Annotated in this window: 17 protein-coding genes and 2 pseudogenes; 8 read left to right on the forward strand and 11 right to left on the reverse strand. The window is 39.2% G+C overall.

The genetic code is table 11. The features are described 5' to 3' along the window. Positions 1-83 precede the first annotated feature (83 nt). From H6G92_RS35700 to H6G92_RS35710, 3 genes are all read left to right on the forward strand, one after another. Complete coding sequence (locus H6G92_RS35700; RefSeq protein WP_190901249.1) at positions 84-284, forward strand: hypothetical protein; 201 nt, start codon at positions 84-86, stop codon at positions 282-284. Between the two features lie 319 nt (positions 285-603). Then, positions 604-882 carry a UPF0175 family protein gene (locus H6G92_RS35705; protein ID WP_190901251.1) on the forward strand — a complete coding sequence of 93 codons (279 nt, stop codon included), beginning with the start codon at positions 604-606 and terminating at the stop codon, positions 880-882. Further along, positions 879-1364, forward strand: a complete 486-nt coding sequence (locus H6G92_RS35710) for a DUF3368 domain-containing protein (RefSeq protein WP_152590993.1) — start codon at positions 879-881, stop codon at positions 1362-1364. Before H6G92_RS35705 ends, H6G92_RS35710 begins: the two co-directional genes overlap by 4 nt. Positions 1365-1529: 165 nt before the next feature. Here the strand turns inward: H6G92_RS35710 and H6G92_RS35715 are convergent, their stop codons facing one another. The 7 genes from H6G92_RS35715 to rpaB all read right to left on the reverse strand — a co-directional run bounded on the left by H6G92_RS35715 (position 1530) and on the right by rpaB (position 7085). Continuing rightward, positions 1530-1670 (reverse strand): hypothetical protein, encoded by a 141-nt coding sequence (locus tag H6G92_RS35715; RefSeq protein ID WP_306297030.1) that lies wholly within the window; start codon positions 1668-1670, stop codon positions 1530-1532. 102 nt (positions 1671-1772) lie between these two features. After that, positions 1773-2012, reverse strand: coding sequence for a hypothetical protein (locus tag H6G92_RS35720; RefSeq protein WP_313890050.1), 240 nt, complete (start codon positions 2010-2012; stop codon positions 1773-1775). Then, on the reverse strand, positions 2013-3179 hold the full coding sequence (locus tag H6G92_RS35725; protein WP_190901255.1) for a glycosyltransferase: 1167 nt from the start codon (positions 3177-3179) through the stop codon (positions 2013-2015). Positions 3180-3301: 122 nt separating this feature from the next. Beyond that, positions 3302-3982 carry an SDR family oxidoreductase gene (locus H6G92_RS35730; RefSeq protein WP_179069852.1) on the reverse strand — a complete coding sequence of 227 codons (681 nt, stop codon included), beginning with the start codon at positions 3980-3982 and terminating at the stop codon, positions 3302-3304. Positions 3983-4004: 22 nt separating this feature from the next. Beyond that, positions 4005-5408, reverse strand: coding sequence for an aromatic ring-hydroxylating dioxygenase subunit alpha (locus tag H6G92_RS35735; protein WP_190901257.1), 1404 nt, complete (start codon positions 5406-5408; stop codon positions 4005-4007). Positions 5409-5538: 130 nt separating this feature from the next. Continuing rightward, positions 5539-6195, reverse strand: a complete 657-nt coding sequence (locus tag H6G92_RS40000; RefSeq protein WP_190901274.1) for a hypothetical protein — start codon at positions 6193-6195, stop codon at positions 5539-5541. 164 nt (positions 6196-6359) lie between these two features. Beyond that, positions 6360-7085: a response regulator transcription factor RpaB gene (rpaB, locus tag H6G92_RS35745; protein WP_190901259.1), complete on the reverse strand. Its 726-nt coding sequence runs from the start codon at positions 7083-7085 to the stop codon at positions 6360-6362. A gap of 324 nt (positions 7086-7409) precedes the next feature. On the opposite strand from rpaB, the pseudogene H6G92_RS35750 reads away from it, so the two are divergent. Continuing rightward, a pseudogene (locus tag H6G92_RS35750) lies at positions 7410-7577 on the forward strand (DUF7219 family protein); the annotation flags it as partial. A 188-nt stretch (positions 7578-7765) separates the two neighbouring features. On the opposite strand, the gene H6G92_RS35755 reads toward H6G92_RS35750, so the two are convergent. Continuing rightward, positions 7766-9370, reverse strand: coding sequence for a sensor histidine kinase (locus tag H6G92_RS35755; protein WP_190901261.1), 1605 nt, complete (start codon positions 9368-9370; stop codon positions 7766-7768). 162 nt (positions 9371-9532) lie between these two features. On the opposite strand from H6G92_RS35755, the gene H6G92_RS35760 reads away from it, so the two are divergent. Continuing rightward, the gene (locus H6G92_RS35760; RefSeq protein WP_242059457.1) at positions 9533-10072 is read left to right on the forward strand and encodes a pentapeptide repeat-containing protein; all 540 of its coding nucleotides are present in this window, start codon (positions 9533-9535) and stop codon (positions 10070-10072) included. 333 nt (positions 10073-10405) lie between these two features. Further along, positions 10406-10699, forward strand: coding sequence for a hypothetical protein (locus H6G92_RS35765; protein WP_190901263.1), 294 nt, complete (start codon positions 10406-10408; stop codon positions 10697-10699). Positions 10700-11307: 608 nt separating this feature from the next. On the opposite strand, the gene H6G92_RS35770 is transcribed toward H6G92_RS35765, so the two are convergent. Further along, positions 11308-12216: a TniQ family protein gene (locus H6G92_RS35770; RefSeq protein ID WP_190901264.1), complete on the reverse strand. Its 909-nt coding sequence runs from the start codon at positions 12214-12216 to the stop codon at positions 11308-11310. Beyond that, the gene (locus H6G92_RS35775) at positions 12206-12619 is read right to left on the reverse strand and encodes a hypothetical protein (RefSeq protein ID WP_190901267.1); all 414 of its coding nucleotides are present in this window, start codon (positions 12617-12619) and stop codon (positions 12206-12208) included. The genes H6G92_RS35770 and H6G92_RS35775 overlap by 11 nt, the downstream gene beginning before the upstream one ends. Positions 12620-13416: 797 nt before the next feature. On the opposite strand from H6G92_RS35775, the gene H6G92_RS35780 reads away from it, so the two are divergent. Beyond that, positions 13417-13614 (forward strand): hypothetical protein, encoded by a 198-nt coding sequence (locus H6G92_RS35780; RefSeq protein WP_190901269.1) that lies wholly within the window; start codon positions 13417-13419, stop codon positions 13612-13614. A gap of 17 nt (positions 13615-13631) precedes the next feature. On the opposite strand, the gene H6G92_RS35785 is transcribed toward H6G92_RS35780, so the two are convergent. Then, positions 13632-14525, reverse strand: a complete 894-nt coding sequence (locus H6G92_RS35785; RefSeq protein WP_190901271.1) for a tyrosine-type recombinase/integrase — start codon at positions 14523-14525, stop codon at positions 13632-13634. A gap of 87 nt (positions 14526-14612) precedes the next feature. On the opposite strand from H6G92_RS35785, the pseudogene H6G92_RS35790 reads away from it, so the two are divergent. Then, positions 14613-16271 (forward strand): annotated as a pseudogene (locus tag H6G92_RS35790) (Tn3 family transposase); the annotation flags it as partial. Between the last annotated feature and the right edge of the window lie 122 nt (positions 16272-16393).

The following is a 16393-nucleotide window of genomic DNA, read 5'->3' on the forward strand; positions in this document are numbered from 1 at the left end:
TGAAAAATGTAGCTAATTTTATTCATACATAGCAAGCTTTGTAGCAATTATTTCTGCTAAAAACGGATATTCGTGATGAAGCCATGATTACTGAAAATGATGATTCAGTCGATGCAGTGAATGAACTGGTGAGAAAAATCTCTATTAAAGAAACTCAGCTAAAAATAGCTCAACAGTCTAATCTCATTCATACTGCTGAAGTGTTAGAAAATCAACTATCCCAACTACAACAAGAATTGGGAGATAATTCAGACATACAATTGCAGTCACTAATGAGCAGGTAGACCTGCAACTGATGTGATTCGAGAGTTGATTCGCTCTCTGACAATAACCGAGTTGTCAGCATCGGAACAGCCTCAACCAGTGCCACAGTCGGTCGCCTCAAGCGGATAATAGGTGAATTCAAGCCTTATCAGACCTTGCTCAAAGCCTGACTACACAGAACACCCACCCAGAACAACCCACTGACTCGTAGAGTTTTTACGTCAATCCCCCTTAGTTGGAATCGCCGAATAACTCGACTTTAGCCGATAGAAAAACGATATATTATATAATATCAACCCTGTTGAAAATGAAACATTACAAAGAAAATATTCTGGAATTATGACTAAAGTAGAATTTACTATTCCTGTTCATTCTGTTAATAATACCATTAGAGAAGAAGCAGAAACTAAAGCCAAAGAAGCTTATGTGATGACTCTACTTAAATATGGAGAAATTAGTAGTGGTAAGGCTAGTCAATTACTAGGAATTCCTAGACTAGACGTAATAGATTTGATGTCTAAGCATGAAATATCCATATTTGACGATAGTATGACTTTAGAGGAATTTCAGCAAGAAGTTAATCAAGCAAAAGTGAAATTACAAGGCAATAATCTATGATTGTTGTCTCAGATACAACCCCATTAAGTGAACTTTCTAAAGTTGGTAGATTAGACTTGCTTCAGGCTGTTTTTGGTAGAGTAATAATTCCTCAACAAGTCTATGCAGAATTAACAACGGGGGATCATCCCGCAGTTTTAGCTGTAAAATCAGCCTTATGGCTAGAAGTTCTTTCTATAAGTAATAACCAACTCATTGAACAATTACAATTAGAAACCGACTTGGATTTAGGAGAATGTTCGGCAATTATTTTGGCAGAAGAATTAAAAGCAGATCAACTTTTAATTGATGAAAAAGCTGGGAGAAAAGTTGCTATTAGTAGAGGCTTGCCAATTATTGGTTTAGTTGGAGTGATTATCTTAGCAAAAGAGCAAGGTTTGATTGATAATGTCAAGAATATTTTAGATGATTTAATGAGTAAAGGAACAAGAATCAGCCCAAAAATTTATGATTATGCTCTGATTACAGCAAGAGAAATTTAAAACAATCTGACAATGAACCTATCCCCAAGTGACTGGCTAGAAAATATCATCTAGTTACCAGACCGATAAGCCTGACGGTATGGCTACGCTTACCGCCTACCGCCTACAGTAGGACATGAGCTAATGGAGACGCTAGCGCGAACGGCGATCGCATATACGCACTCATTACCGTTCATCGCGCAACCACTCTAACCCAGTTCTCAGTGCTGCCTCCGCCGTGTAATAAATCTTTTGTTCCCCGAATATCCCACCCGTGCGGCTGATGATACGGAATTCCCAACAATGCCCTGGCGTGTAAAAAACCATTAGGATACTGCTGTTGACACAGAGTACCGTGTAAACTTTAACTTGTTGGGACATTTACTGCCGTTGTGGGTGTGTGTGATGATTTTAATTGTCTGCAATTTCTCACTCAATCAAACCTAGATGGCGATGGAAAACTTCAACAGCATTCGCCACACCATCTTCATCCCTGATTTTCTCACCCAACTCTTGTGCTTTCTTCCGCATCACCTCATCGCCCAGTACGATTTCAATCGCTGCTGCTAAAGTTTTATCTGACACTTTCTTGTAAGGTATCGGCGCAGGACTAACACCAATTCGCAATTCGCAATTCGCAATTCGCAATTCGCAAGTTAAATTACGCACTTATCTAATTGAATAATTGGCTAGTTTTTTGGGTTTCAAGCCCTGACTAATTTTAACTGCGAATTGCGAATTGGTAATTGCGAATTGGTTTGGTGTCCCTGCACGTAACACTGCCGCCGTTGTACTAGCTCCTGCGTGATGCACTACTGCTGGCACTTGAGGAAATAACCAATCATGCGGAACTTCCTTGATCACAAACACTCGTAGCGAATCTTTTATATTCACCGTTCTTCCAACGCCCCCCCAGCCTGATAATATAATCCCGCCTTGATGGGTTTTCTTTAAGGCTTCCACGATGTAATGTGTGAGATATTCTGGATTGGGCATCGTCATGCTCCCAAATCCAAAACACAAAGGCAATTGCTTTCGTCCCAGAAAATCCTCTAGTTCCAGAGGTGGCTCGTATTCGGAGGCTTGGTCAATAAACCAAAAACCAGTTACATACACCCATGCAGGCCAGTCACGAGGTTTTGGGATGACGTGTGAACTAAATCCATACAATATAGGGATTCGTGATACATTCGCCGGAGTCTTCCGTCTGAAGCGTCTGCCCAAATATGGTAAGGGCGGCAATTTCAATGTTTCTGTTCTGAAGTGATTGAGCAGTGGACGATATCTTTGCCAGTGCAAAAACTCTACTAGTAAGTAGCTGCTATAGTTGATTAATTTCTTTAGGGGGTTCTTAGTTATTTGAGCAAATCTCAAAAACCCAAACATCCCTGTGGGAGTCAACGGTAGAACTGATGCAAAAAAGCAGGGTACGCCTAATTTCTCTGCGATGTGATATCCAAAGGTAGCTAACGGCGTGTAGATAATTACCTCACTTCCCTGACACGCACTCCAAGCTGACTGCAACTGTTGAAGCAAAAGCTTATCTGCTTCTTCTTTTTTCAACTTTTCTCCCGCAATCAATCGCTGCCCTTGTTTCGATTGCAAAAACTCTTCCATATTGCCAGCGATCGGTGCAAACTTTAAATCGAACTTCCTCACAAATAACTCAAAGTTCTCATGCGTTGCAATCGTTACTTCATGCCCCGCACGTTTCAAGCCAATAGCCAAAGCGCAGTATGGTTGCAAGTCTCCCCTTGAACCTACTGTTAGGATCGTAATCTTCAGTTTCCGGCTTGGTGCTGCTATGGGTAGACTTTGGCTCAAATGCTTTTTCAAAAATTAAAACTCCAGTATTCAAAAATTGTACTAATTTACTGTGCCTCTGGGCGATAAACCAATACAGTTTAGATAAGCCCGTTTTTTCGTAACTGGTCAAAACAATTCACGTATGATCAATCTCATGAAATGGTCAAGGGAATCCCGTTATCTTTGGGTTTTAAATTGAGAATAAATGGCACAGCTTTCAATACCCAATCGGACACGGGTGTATAATTAGCAGCTTCTTCTCCAAAGCTAATAGAAAGCATATCTGTATGAATAATCCCTGGATTAAGGGGTATAGCTGCCATACCATTCGGCAATTCTTGTGCCAAAGAACGAGTTAATCCTTCTATTGCCCACTTAGAAGCACAATATGGTGCAACTTGGGCTGAAGTCGAACGTCCCCAACCAGAACTAAAGTTAACAATAATACCCCGTTTCTTTTTCACCATTGCTGGTACGAAATGGCGAATTATATTCGCTACTCCTTTTATATTGATATCTATAAGATCCGAAAATTCTTCAGATGGTATTTCCCACAAAGGTGCTGGATAATTAGTAATTGCCGCATTATTTATCACTATATCTGGCGGTTCATACTTGTTCAGTATATGTTCTGCCCATTTTTCTACAAGCTGTTCATTTGCTACATCTACAGATGTGAAATCATTGGGCGCACTAAACTTTTGGCGTATTTTATCGATTGCATCTGATGAACGGGCGCAACCAATAACAGTATAGCCCTGTTGAATAAAACCCTCCGTCATCGCATAACCTAGACCTTTACTTATGCCTGTAATTAAGATGAGCTTACTCATATTTTTCTGGTATTATTAGATTTCAGTTTTTTTCCGGTCGGTTTCGTGGAGGTAAGCTTCGTCCATCATAAAACTGAATAACTAACTTACTTAGTCCCATCCATGCTAGTGCAAAGATTAAGGGAGCTAGAGTTTCAATCACAACTACTACAACTGATGTTGTCTGAAAAAATAAAAAAAGCATTGGAATCCAAGCCAAAGTAAATACTGTTGCAACTCCACTCCCAAATCTCAATCGCTCAATAATAGAAAGCGCCGAGCTACAACTGGCACACTTTTCTGTATGAGAATGATATCTCTCCAGCAGCACGGATTTTGCCAATGGGGGAGAAAAAGTCTCTTTGCCAAACGGTTCAGCGTTATATTGATTTACCCACTGACGCAATTCAAATACAAAACTATCTGCTTTGGTTGGAAGGTAAAAGGCTTTGGTAAAGTTCGGGCTACCTCCTTTAGCTTCAAGATACCTTTCTTGGTAGTGGAGAAAAATTTGATCGTCTTCTAAAACACCATTTTGTCCAATGTGGTAATACCAACGCGGTCTGAGCTTAATAAACCAACCTGGAAGTTTATTAGGAAACTTAAAAGGAAAACGTGCAAATACACGACATTCTCCCTTACGTATGGGTGTAGCATAAACAACGGTTAGAATTCTGCCACGCTGGGAGTTGATATCATGCCACATTAAACTTGGAGCGACGAAGGTTGTAGACAACTCTCCTGATTGCCCTGGTTTCAAACCTTGTTTCCAAATCCCTTTGAATCCATGTTTCCCAGATTCAATCACTTCAAGTTCCAAAGGTGCTGCATTTGCCCTATTTCCTACCGTTTTATGGTGTGTAAACGATATGTGGCTAGGGTCTAATATATTTTCTAATAGTGTTAATGCATCATAAGGTACATCTCTAAATGTATTAATTACAACCCATCCTTCTGGAGATTCTTCTAATGGTTCAATTATTGGGACTTCGGTTTTGGCAGCATTTTCATATTCACCAACATATACAAATAGTAGTCCTTGTTTTTCAATAACTGGTAATGATCCTACACAAGCTCGTTTTGATGTCTCTGCTGTTCCACCTTTGACTTGTTGAGGAATCCTTTGACAATTTCCATCTCCAGAAAAAGCCCAACCGTGATAGGGACATTCCAAAAGCCCATCGTCACTTATCCTGCCTTCAGACAACGGTGCTAAACGATGAGGACACTGGTCTTCAAAGCTTCTCCAAGATTGGGCAAGTTTATCCCACCAAATTACAATATCTCTTCCCAACACTGTAAAAGGGGTTGGTTTTGATTTGTCTAAGTCCTCTAAGTAATGAATGGGATACCATGTCTCTTTATAATCAAAACTATTCGGATCGCTGCCACCCGCAGGCTGGTTTGAGTGAAAACTATCTCTGACGTTAACTTCTTTCTCAAGCATTTTTGATGTTTATTAACTTTTATTGGCTACTCTCAGATTTATTTTAGCTAGTATACTCTTACCCCATTATCAGGCTTGAATGGTGGTTACATCATAACTATAGTTAATGCAATCGCCAGAGCTTCGATTGCTAGTTATTAGGGTTTTTGTGCTTTGTTGGGTCAACTAACCGATATGATTGGTCAGATTCACTCGTTGGAGGAAACGGATTTCCAGCAGTTGATGTTACCTCTAACCCTGTGCCTTTTCCATTAGAATTGATTACTTCGTACTGTCCGCTAATGGGAGTGCGTTCCCCTGGACTATGCAATGAAGATTGAGCCGACTCTGATTGGCTTAACCCTGTAGTACCAGCACTATAAATTAGATAAAACTGCCTCGTAATTTCAAAACCTGGAACATAACCACCGTGGAACGGTATTTCTAATAGTTGACTAAGCGCCCCTTTAATTTCTGAGATTGGTTTAAGCAATCTTTCGTTGTCCTGGCTCCATCTAATAATTTGTGCATCTAGCAATTCTTGAAACTCAAGAGCGTGTAACGTCGCCTGATCTGAGGGAGTTTGGCTATCTACAACAATCGATAACTTGAGAGTAAACAAAAGTTTCGTTTGTATCTCTGGAGAATCATCATTAGAAGTAACTTGCGTACAATACTCGTCTACATGAAAACCAAACTGGGCCTTAAAATGGGAAAAGCTCTGTGTTTGAAGTTTTTCACTAAGATATGGTAGAAATCCAGTGTCTGGCCCTAATAAAATTTGACGGATAACTGGTGTTTGTATCATAAATACTCTACTAATTTTAAATTAGACGTTTTCTTGACTAACAATTTCACAAGATTCAGCAGTTTTATACATCCATCAAACTGACGAAACTTAGCTCAATCCCTCTACCGATTTACTTAAAACATCTTTGGTGCTGCAATATGCCAGATAATTGCTCGCGTCCCTTATTCTGATTCAACAATTCGCGGGAAAAAATAACCACTACCTCTTGCTGTAATAATGAATTCTGGGTCGTTGGGGTCGGATTCTACCTTTGTTCGCAATCGTGAGATATGCACATCTACCACACGGGTATCTGTATTCATCTCTGGTACAAAGCCCCACAATTGCTGTAATATTTCGACCCTTGAAAAAATCTTTCCCGAATGATTCACTAACAACTCTAATAAGCTAAATTCTATACCTGTCAACCGAATGCGTTGCTCATTTTTATGGACTTGCCGCTTATTGATATCGATTTTGAGATTGTCCAGATGGATTATCCCAGAGTTAGGAATACTATTAATGCTGGTTTTGTGGGAGCGTCGTTTTAGTACGCAGGCAATTCGAGCTTCCAGTTCCTTGGGTGAGAAAGGTTTCGTCATGTAGTCATCAGCACCTAACTCTAGCCCAGTGATTCGGTCTGCTACATCTCCTAAAGCTGTGAGCATGATAATTGGCACATCTGATTGTTTTCGTAATTCTTGACAGACACCGTAGCCATCTAGCTTTGGCATCATCACATCCAGAACTATCAAATCAGGGGTTTCTTTACGAAAAGCTAATAAAGCCTCTTCACCGTCACAAGCTATGACTACATCGTAGCCAATCATCTCAAGACGCGTTTGTAAAATCCGGCGGATGCTGGCTTCATCATCTACTACCAAGATTTTTGCTTTATGGCTCTCCACGTCTTTTTGTACTCCTTGATCAAAAGGATGAGATTGTTAATCGTGTATTACCACTCTAAAAGCTGTTGGAGGCTAAACATCGATATTTAACAATATTAAATATTGTTTTATTTAGCTTAAATACTAATTTAATTATTCAAAATAACTAATTCATTTGCTCTGACTAATGTAACCTTATTCAAAAGTGTTTTGGTGCAAATTGGCAAAGAATTACATCTATAGTTGAATTAATGAATAAAAAATAAATCTGCTCAAATCACACTACACCAGCTTTTAACTTGATTGATTTTTTTGATAAAAAATAGTTGGTAGGGTCATAATTTGATGGAAAAACTTGATGAATATGATCAGAATGGTTTTATTTCCCCTCGTAGTCGTTACTACGGTCAGGTAAAGCCAGAATATTTAGTATTTAATGCTAATTTACAAGAATTTGCTCAAAAAATTGGTTACATCACTAACTTAGAAACCAATGGCAAGATTAACCCAAAGGTTAAAGGGTAAGGGTTAAAGGTTTTTTCTTTTCCCTTTCCCATTCCCCTTTTCCCCTTAACCGAAAAGTATTGATATCTGTTCCGGCAGCAATGCAAGTTCAGCCACAAGCTTCGACTGGTTAATTTTCCAGAAATATAAGAGGCGGATACATATTGTTCGGTTAAACTGCACAATCATATATTTGCTTACCGCGTCTGCTGGATAGGAATCTCAATTATAAACTCTGTACCCTTCCCAAGTTCAGAAATACACTTTATTTTTCCCTGATGCTTATTTACTATAATCTGGTAACTAATGGATAGTCCTAAACCAGTACCTTTACCCACAGGTTTAGTAGTAAAGAAAGGGTCAAACAATCTAGTCTTTACTTTCTCTGGTATTCCTATCCCGTTGTCTTTAATACTGATAATTACAAATTCTTCATTTTTAACTTGAGTATGGATAATAATAGAATTGAGGTGTTCTTTAACATCTCTTGTTAAATACTCTTGTTCACGTTCAGATAAAGCATCAATAGCGTTACTTAAGATATTCATAAATACCTGATTTAATCCTCCTGCATAGCATTCAACAAGAGGTAATTTACCATAATTTTTGATAATTTCGATTTCCTGCTGTTTATGATTTTGTTTGAGACGATGCTGTAATATTAATAGCGTGCTATCAATTCCTTCATGAATATCAACAGGTTTCATTTCTGCTTCGTCGAGACGTGAGAAGTTCCGCAAAGTTAGCACAATCTCACAAATTCGCTCAGTGCCAACTGTCATTGAAGATAAGGTTTTCGGTATATCATCAATAATAAATTCTAAATCGATCTCATCAATCAGAGTAATTATTTCTGGATTGTAATTACAATTTTCTTGTTTATAAAGGCTAATTAAAGTTAGTAATTGCTGAATATATTCTTTAAGATGTATCAGATTACCATGAATAAAATTAACTGGATTATTGATTTCATGAGCAACACCAGCAACTAACTGACCTAATGATGACATTTTTTCAGTTTGAATAAGTTGCACTTGAGTGTGTTGCAATTCTTGCAGTGTTTGTTTTAGTTGAATATTTTTATGTTCTATTTTTGCCGTTCTCTCTGCCACTTGCATTTCAAGTTTAAAATTTGTTTCTTCTAAAGCGGTTTGAGCAATTTTTTTATCTTTTAAGTATTGCTGTAATAAATGCAATACTAAAAGCCATGCCGGAATCAGCAGTGCTAAACTTACAATAGATTCTAAAACTGCCCAAAATATTCTTTGGTAATATTCATCAATCTTCTGTTGTAACTGAAGTGAAATATTACGGTTTCTTTTCGCAACACCATCAGCATAAATGCGCTTCTGAGTTTCATATTCGCGGCTAGAAAGTAATTGTTGTGCTGTCTCTTTTTGATTTTTGTTAACTAAATCAAAAGATTGATATTCCATTGCAACCAAACGCTGATTAGCAGCATCAATTTTTTGGGCATCCTCATTTTTATATGCTTTAGGAGCCAGTTTAATAGATTCTTTAATAGCAATGTCGAGTTTAGGCTCAAATTTCCGATATCGTTGTTCCCAGGTAGAGTTGCCTGTAGCAGCATTCATCCGAGCTGACATTGTTAAGACTTCATCTAGATAAGTAATTTCACCACTCAGCATTTGTAGTTTAAATTCATGTTTAATAATATTATTGAAATTATAATATGCCTGCCAATTTAGGAAAATTTGAGGGATAAACAAGAACAATGTCAGCAGTACTGTTACAGTTACTAGTTGAGAAGAAACAAATCTCAGTTTGTAAACTAGACGCATTTTATACTATTTTTTTAGATATATTATAATTGTACATAGTTAAAATTAACACTTGTTTAAACATGATTTAAACAGTGTTAATACTAAGTAAATACATTGATAGCCATATATCTATATTTTTGTATGTATATAAATATATCCCTATTTATAAAAGGATCAGCAATGGAAGGAGATGAGAAATACTCTTGGATTCAGAACATCGCTATTGCTTTTGCAGCTATTGGTGGTACAAGCTTTCGCAGTGCTGATTTAACTGATGTTAATTTCACAGCCGCCACACTAAAAAGTACAGATTTTAGAAAAGCCATTCTAATTCGTACCTGTTTCAACAAAACTATAAAACTCGACTTTGTTCGCCCTGGAACAACTTACCTTCAAAAAGCACAAGTGTTGAGCGTGTTAAAGACAGGCGTTGGACAGGACAGTAATTTTCACCGTGAAAACCTAAGCGGAATTAACTTTAAACGAGCTAACTTGATAGATGCCAGTTTTATTGGTGCAGACCTCAGTCAAGCGAATTTACAAGATGCAGATTTATCCAGAGCAAAGCTAGTACAAGCACAGCTTAACGGAACCGACTTGACGGGCGCTACTCTTACTGGAGCATACATTCAAGATTGGGGCATTACCACCGATACTAAATTTGATGGGGTGAGATGTGAATACGTTTATATGCGGCTCCCCACTGCATATAACATATAACCCTGATCCACTTCGCAAACCTGATAACAATAAAGAAGTGTTTGCTCCGGGGGAGTTCGCTGATTTCAGTAAACCAAACGATACCGCAAAACAATCTTGAAGTACAGTCATGAGGAAAGAAGCGATGCCTGCGGCGAGCTACGCTTACGCTTAATACTTGTATCTGTGCAACAGATTATGCTAGGGCATCTGCCCGAAAAAGAGATTTTTACTCAATTGATAATTTCTTCAGCAAGGGACTCGTATTTTCCATAGTTTTGCAGTAAAGTGTTTATTCCGTGCAATTATTAATACTCATCTTCTCTCAACTTTACTCAGACAAATTTTCAGCCAATGAAAACTTCTAATGATACAGATACCAAGAAAATCATCAAAAAATCCGACAAGCTTACCCTGAGACAGATGAAATTAATCGAAGAAGCAGAAGACCAACTTCTTGAAGCCAATACTGACAATTCTACTGCCCCTGTGGTTGAGGTTCAGGAGAAACCAGTAGCGATTCCAAAGCCTAGAGTTCCTGACTATGTTCCATTGCTTGACAATCCTCCAGTACAATCTGTGGGCAATTCCGGCTGGCAGGTTTCTGATGTCTGGCGGGATATCCGCGTTGATGATTTTTGTAATTAAAGCAGGCAATTTGTATTCCCAGACGGTTCTGCATCAAGGCGGTTGCAGTTATCCATGATCCGAATCTTAGAAATTGAGGGATAGGAACCGCTTCAGGGAGAAAAGTTTTCCCGAATGCAATATTGGCAGCAATGCCTCTGTCCCTTCGCTGAACCAATATTATGGCAACCGCCTGAGCAACTTTTGTAAACTATCTTTGCACCAAGTCAAAGTTATAGTTGCATTGTGCCTATAATAAGTTACGGCTAACTATAACTGGAAGTTAGCACCCTGTAAATGGTTATCGCTTGGATGACGCATCAAAGGCGATAGCAAGACAAGCAAAATTTATCGGCAGCGTAATAGAAACTATTCCGTTGCCAACATGCACCCAGAGCGATCGCATGTTGGTGAAAGTGTTGTGTCTGGGGGAAAGTGGTTTTTATCGGAGTTTATATCGGATAAAAGATAAGGGTATCTTATTTTGTATTCCACCCGAATTCGTGTATACTGTCACTGTAAGCATAAGATGAGCAACTTGCTCGCTTTATGGTTTCAAAACAGGTTGCTCATCTTATGCTTACGGAAAAGGAAGCACCGTCCAGTAGCTCTGGTCTGGGTTCAACTGACTACACTCGTATAATCGAGAGAATTTCCAAACCCTCAACAGGATTAATTCCAAGTTTGTAACACCACCTTAAAAATTTAGTGAGAGTAGGTTTTCGTCGGTATTTAGCTGGCGGGGTAACTTGAGAAAAAGAAGTCGAACTAAGTGTTGGCATAGCGCCGAAAATCTGGCCAACAGATTGAGCAGCCCACTTTTCCCAATCAAACCGAGACCCCTGAGAAAAAGAAGTATTGTCTACAAACCGACCCAGCCATGCATTACACACACAACAATAACCAAGAGAATGGCAGTCCAGATTGAGAAACTGTTGAAAACAACCACAGTACAAGCACCGCAGTTGTAGGTAACGTTGGTGAACTGGACAAACAGTTACAGCTTCTATTGTCCACAACAAAGGGTTATAAATAGGTTTTCCAGCTTCACGCCAGTCTTGATAGCAGCCAGAACACCAACGTTGTTCAGTATGGAAAATATGACTGAAGTTAAGCCGCCAGGAGTGCCATTGAAGTAAAGTCAGAAAACTCAGATCAAGCCTAGCAGTTAATTTCTCAACGATGGCAACTACCTTTGAAACATGTTGCGTTCGGTCTAACCAAAATTTAGCAGACTGCTGTTGTAAAAGTGCAGGCTCTCGATGCCAAGCATTGATGAGCATTTTGATAGCATCATCAGCTTTCAAGAAATCGGGTGGTTGGTTGCTCTGAATAAATAACGGCGTAATTTTATAGCGAATTAAACTAGCAATCGAGACACCATGTGCAGCAGCCAAGCGCTGTAAATAACTAGTAAAACTTTCAACTGTGGGTGTACCAAAACCTATTGGTTTAAGAGAATAAAGATGGCTGCGTTTTGGAAGTTGGTTCATCGTTAAGTCCCACGACTCATAATTAGCCAAACTTTCAACCGACATTTTCACCACCTCCAACAGGACGACGTTGAGGTTTAGTATTACCAGTAGTAGAGCGACGAGATTTAGTATTGGTTGTATTGGTTGTCTGGGACGTGCTATGTGTAGCTGACCCATGATGAGATTCTAAACCTAAAGCAATTCTCAAAGCCGAACTATCTGGGGTAAACTCAAGTTGCTTTTCTCCTAATCGTGTTTCGTTGAAGATAATCATGCATTGTTCATGAGAGTAAGCAGAAGATTTTAAATGCGACAGAGTGAGAGTTTTAGCTTCATCCAGTAACGCCGTTGCCAATGCTTGACATAACCAATCTTTGAGAATACCGACACAACCGAAACTGCGTTCGTAGCAAAAATCCCAGTATTTAAGTAAATCAGGCTCTTCTTCAAAAGGTAAATGAGGCATCACCGTGCCAAAACGGGAAAATTGTACGCTAAGGCTAAAAGCCTTCCCCCATAAGCATCTTAGCCACCCATTTTTCAATAAGACCCGTAAGTGAGATTGAGCCTCCTATAGGTGTTATTTGGCGTAGATACGTAGATACAACGAAGCTTTCAGCAGAGGCAAGATAGTCTGAAAGTACTGCTATGAATCACTTTAGACAGTCTATTATTCATTTACCTTTGCTTGCTAATTGTTGCTATTTGACATGAAACCAAGCCAGATTCAAGTAATGCCAGTATCAAAAAAACTAAATTGGTCAAAATCTCCATTTTGTCACTTTAGACGGGGAAGGATCACGGGCCTGATCATCTGCTTAGATTTATAGTGGGCTAAATTTATACAGCAAATTCCTAAAAGTAATTCAGGCATAGGGTAATACTGTACTTGCTTTCCACAAAAGTAACATTTCTCCATTTTGTCACTTCAAGCCTAAAAGGGCACAAATTCGTTATCACTCCAATCGATATGGCTATAATTTTCAGCCCATACAATCCATAATTTCAACTTCCAAAATGGTAACTTTTTGCACAACCACAAAATACAGCCATGTGGAAAGTCGTTATTGTCCGGCGAAGACCTGCCAATTTTGATAGTTAGCTTATACGGGTAAGTCATAATTCCCTTTTCGTAACTTTGCTAGTTTTGAGATTCAACAAACTCTTTGCAACGCTCATAACTATCTGAAATCAAAACAATGCTGTCATCACTAGTAACGCTTCTTTTTATCTTGTATAAAAAGCGGCCCAATTGGTGGCAATATGCCTCAATTACGTAATATTCCATATTTCCCTTTTCGTCACTTAATGGATAATCTTGTTTTATTGTTTTTCAGTGCGATGGCTGATGCTTTGTCTGAGTGGTTGATTACCCTTATTTTGTTGGTGCAGAGTAGTATGTATTCTCTGCACCAAGGATGGTATGTATTGGCAAAAGTATTGTTTTATTATCACACTTAGTGAGTTATATGCTGAAATTATTCAGAAAAATTTGGTAGGTTTTTTAACGCCAACTGTGCCACAACTTCTGCACGTTGTGACGTTACTTTCTGATACCGTAATGTTGTCTGAATGCTTTCATGCCCCATGAGCGCCCTGAGTTCTTCAATCCCCATTAATCCCACTCGCTCTGTAGCAAAAGTGTGCCGTAGGTCATGAATACGAATTTCTTGGAGTTCAGGACTATCTCTGATGAGCTTAATCCAGGATTTATGCGCCATGCGGTAAGAAAGGCGGGATACTTCCAAAATCTTTGGCTGTTGAGCAGTAAACAGGGCTGGATGCTTAGGATGTCTATAATATTCAATGTAGTGATTTAGACTCTTGAGTGCTACTTCACTGTAAAAACACCACCGTTGCTTGTTGCCTTTCCCAACAACCTGAAATTTCCGAGCTTCGAGGTCTATGTCATCTAAATTCAGAGCTAGTACCTCAGCAATCCTAGCGCCACTGGTATGCAACAAACGCACCAATGCAGACAAACGAACATCTTTTTTGATGACACCATACAGGATACTTAATTGGTATGGAGTAAGGTAACGCACTGCCTCATCAGTAGCGTGTTCTCCTTGTTCTCGACTGGGTTTACGTCTTGTGAGTCCCGCAACCGGATTGGATTTGAGATATCCTATATCAACAGCAAAACTGAACAAAGCCGTGATTACAGCTTGATGACGGTGGTGGGTCGTATAGGAAACATCAGTTAAATGATTGAGATATTCCATCAAAACCTGTCTGTCGATGATTTCTATTGACCATCGACCGTACTCCTTGAGCAAGGGGATAATCGTAGACTGATATGAACGCAGAGTACTTTTGGCTAGTCCTGGACGTTCTAAAAACTTGGTGGCTAAAGCTGCTAAAGTCATCATCACTTTAGAAGAGCTTTTTACAATTTATTTAAATAAAGGTTTAGATATTAACTTATCATTAACAAATATATTTTCAGATATATTTTGATGATTGTAACAGAACATTCAACGCGACCATTGGGAGAAGAAGGGCTTGCTAATTACGTCCAGAGATTGCGAGGTCAGCTTTCTTTAACCCAAAAAGAGTTGAGTTTCAAAGCGGGAATACATATCCAGACCATCCGCAAAATTGAGGGTGGACAAACTTCGAGACTCAATCAAAAGGCTGTTAAGGGCGATACTATTGATCGTCACTACTATGAGATGTGTGCTTTGGCTGAATTACGCAGTGGTTTGCGTTCTGGGGATATTTGGGTAGCAGGCTCGAAGCAGTTCCAAGATTTTGAGGATTATCTATTACCAGATAAGGCATGGCAATCAATGTGTTCTTCTCAAACGATACCTGTGGCAGTAACGACAGATTTCACTACTTATATTGAACAACGCTCACTTGAATTGTCTGAACAATTAGCGCTTGTTTCTTCTTTAATGGCAGAAAAGAAACTGGTTGATGTCAGGATAGAGAACGAACAGCTAATTATCACTCCTCTTACCAATGCTGTCCCAAAGGAGGTTGATGGATTTAGCAGAACAGTTCATAGTTTACTGCCAAGAATTAAGTTGACTGATTTGTTAGTAGAAGTTGATTCTTGGACGCAATTTACAAAACATTTTACGCATTTACATTCAGGAGAACAAGTATCTGATAAAGTTGTTTTGTTAAGTGCTTTACTTGCTGATGGGATTAATTTAGGTTTAACGCGGATGGCGGACGCAACTCAAGGAATGTCCTTTGAGCGTTTAGCTTGGGTGGCAGATTGGTATATTCGTGATGAAACTTATTCCAAAGCAATGGCTGAGGTGGTAAATTTCCATACACAAGTGCCTTTTGCTGCTTATTGGGGTGATGGAACAACATCTTCTTCTGATGGACAACGGTTTAAAGCGGCTGGACATCGTAGTTTTAATGAAGAGATCAATGCCAAATATGGTAAAGATAGAAGCGTGATTTTTTACACGCATATTTCTGACCAGTATGCCCCCTTTCACGTTAAGGTAATTAATGCCACGATTAGGGATGCAACCCACGTTTTAGATGGTTTGTTATATCACGAGAGTGATTTACAGATTCAGGAGCATTATACGGATACAAGTGGCTATACCGAACATGTCTTCGCAATGTGCCATCTGCTGGGATTTAGATTTGCTCCTCGAATGCGCGATTTACCTGATAAGAAATTGTATACTTTTGAACCTAGTTCTCCTGATTCGGTTTTAGCACCCCTACTAGGTGACAGGATTAATGTGAAATTGATTCAGGAGTCTTGGGATGAGATTCTACGCCTTGCTAGTTCAATTCGGACGGGGACGGTGACTGCCTCTTTGATGTTGAGGAAATTGGCTTCTTATCCTCGGCAGAATCGTTTAGCTTTAGCTTTGCGGGAGTTAGGGAGAATTGAGCGAACTTTATTTACCCTCTCTTGGTTGCAGAGTCCAGAACTACGGCGACGGGCGACGGCGGGACTTAATAAGGGTGAGGCGAAACATACCTTGAAAAGAGCAGTGTTTTTTAATCGGCTGGGGGAATTGCGTGATCGCTCTTATGAAGACCAGTTTTATCGGGCCAGTGGGTTGAATTTGGTGATTGCTGCGATCGTTCTTTGGAATACGGTGTACTTAGAAAAAGCCGTTGATTATTTGACAGGACTTACGCAACTGGCACAGAGCGATCGCTAATTAATAGTACATAAGTATTATTTAAATCTGATTCCGAAAGCCTTGTATTCGTAATAAAAGTCGGTGTGTTGGAAGCAAAGTATAAAATATTC

The organism is Nostoc foliaceum FACHB-393 (assembly GCF_014698505.1).
Taxonomy (GTDB): Bacteria; Cyanobacteriota; Cyanobacteriia; order Cyanobacteriales; family Nostocaceae; genus Nostoc; species Nostoc foliaceum_A.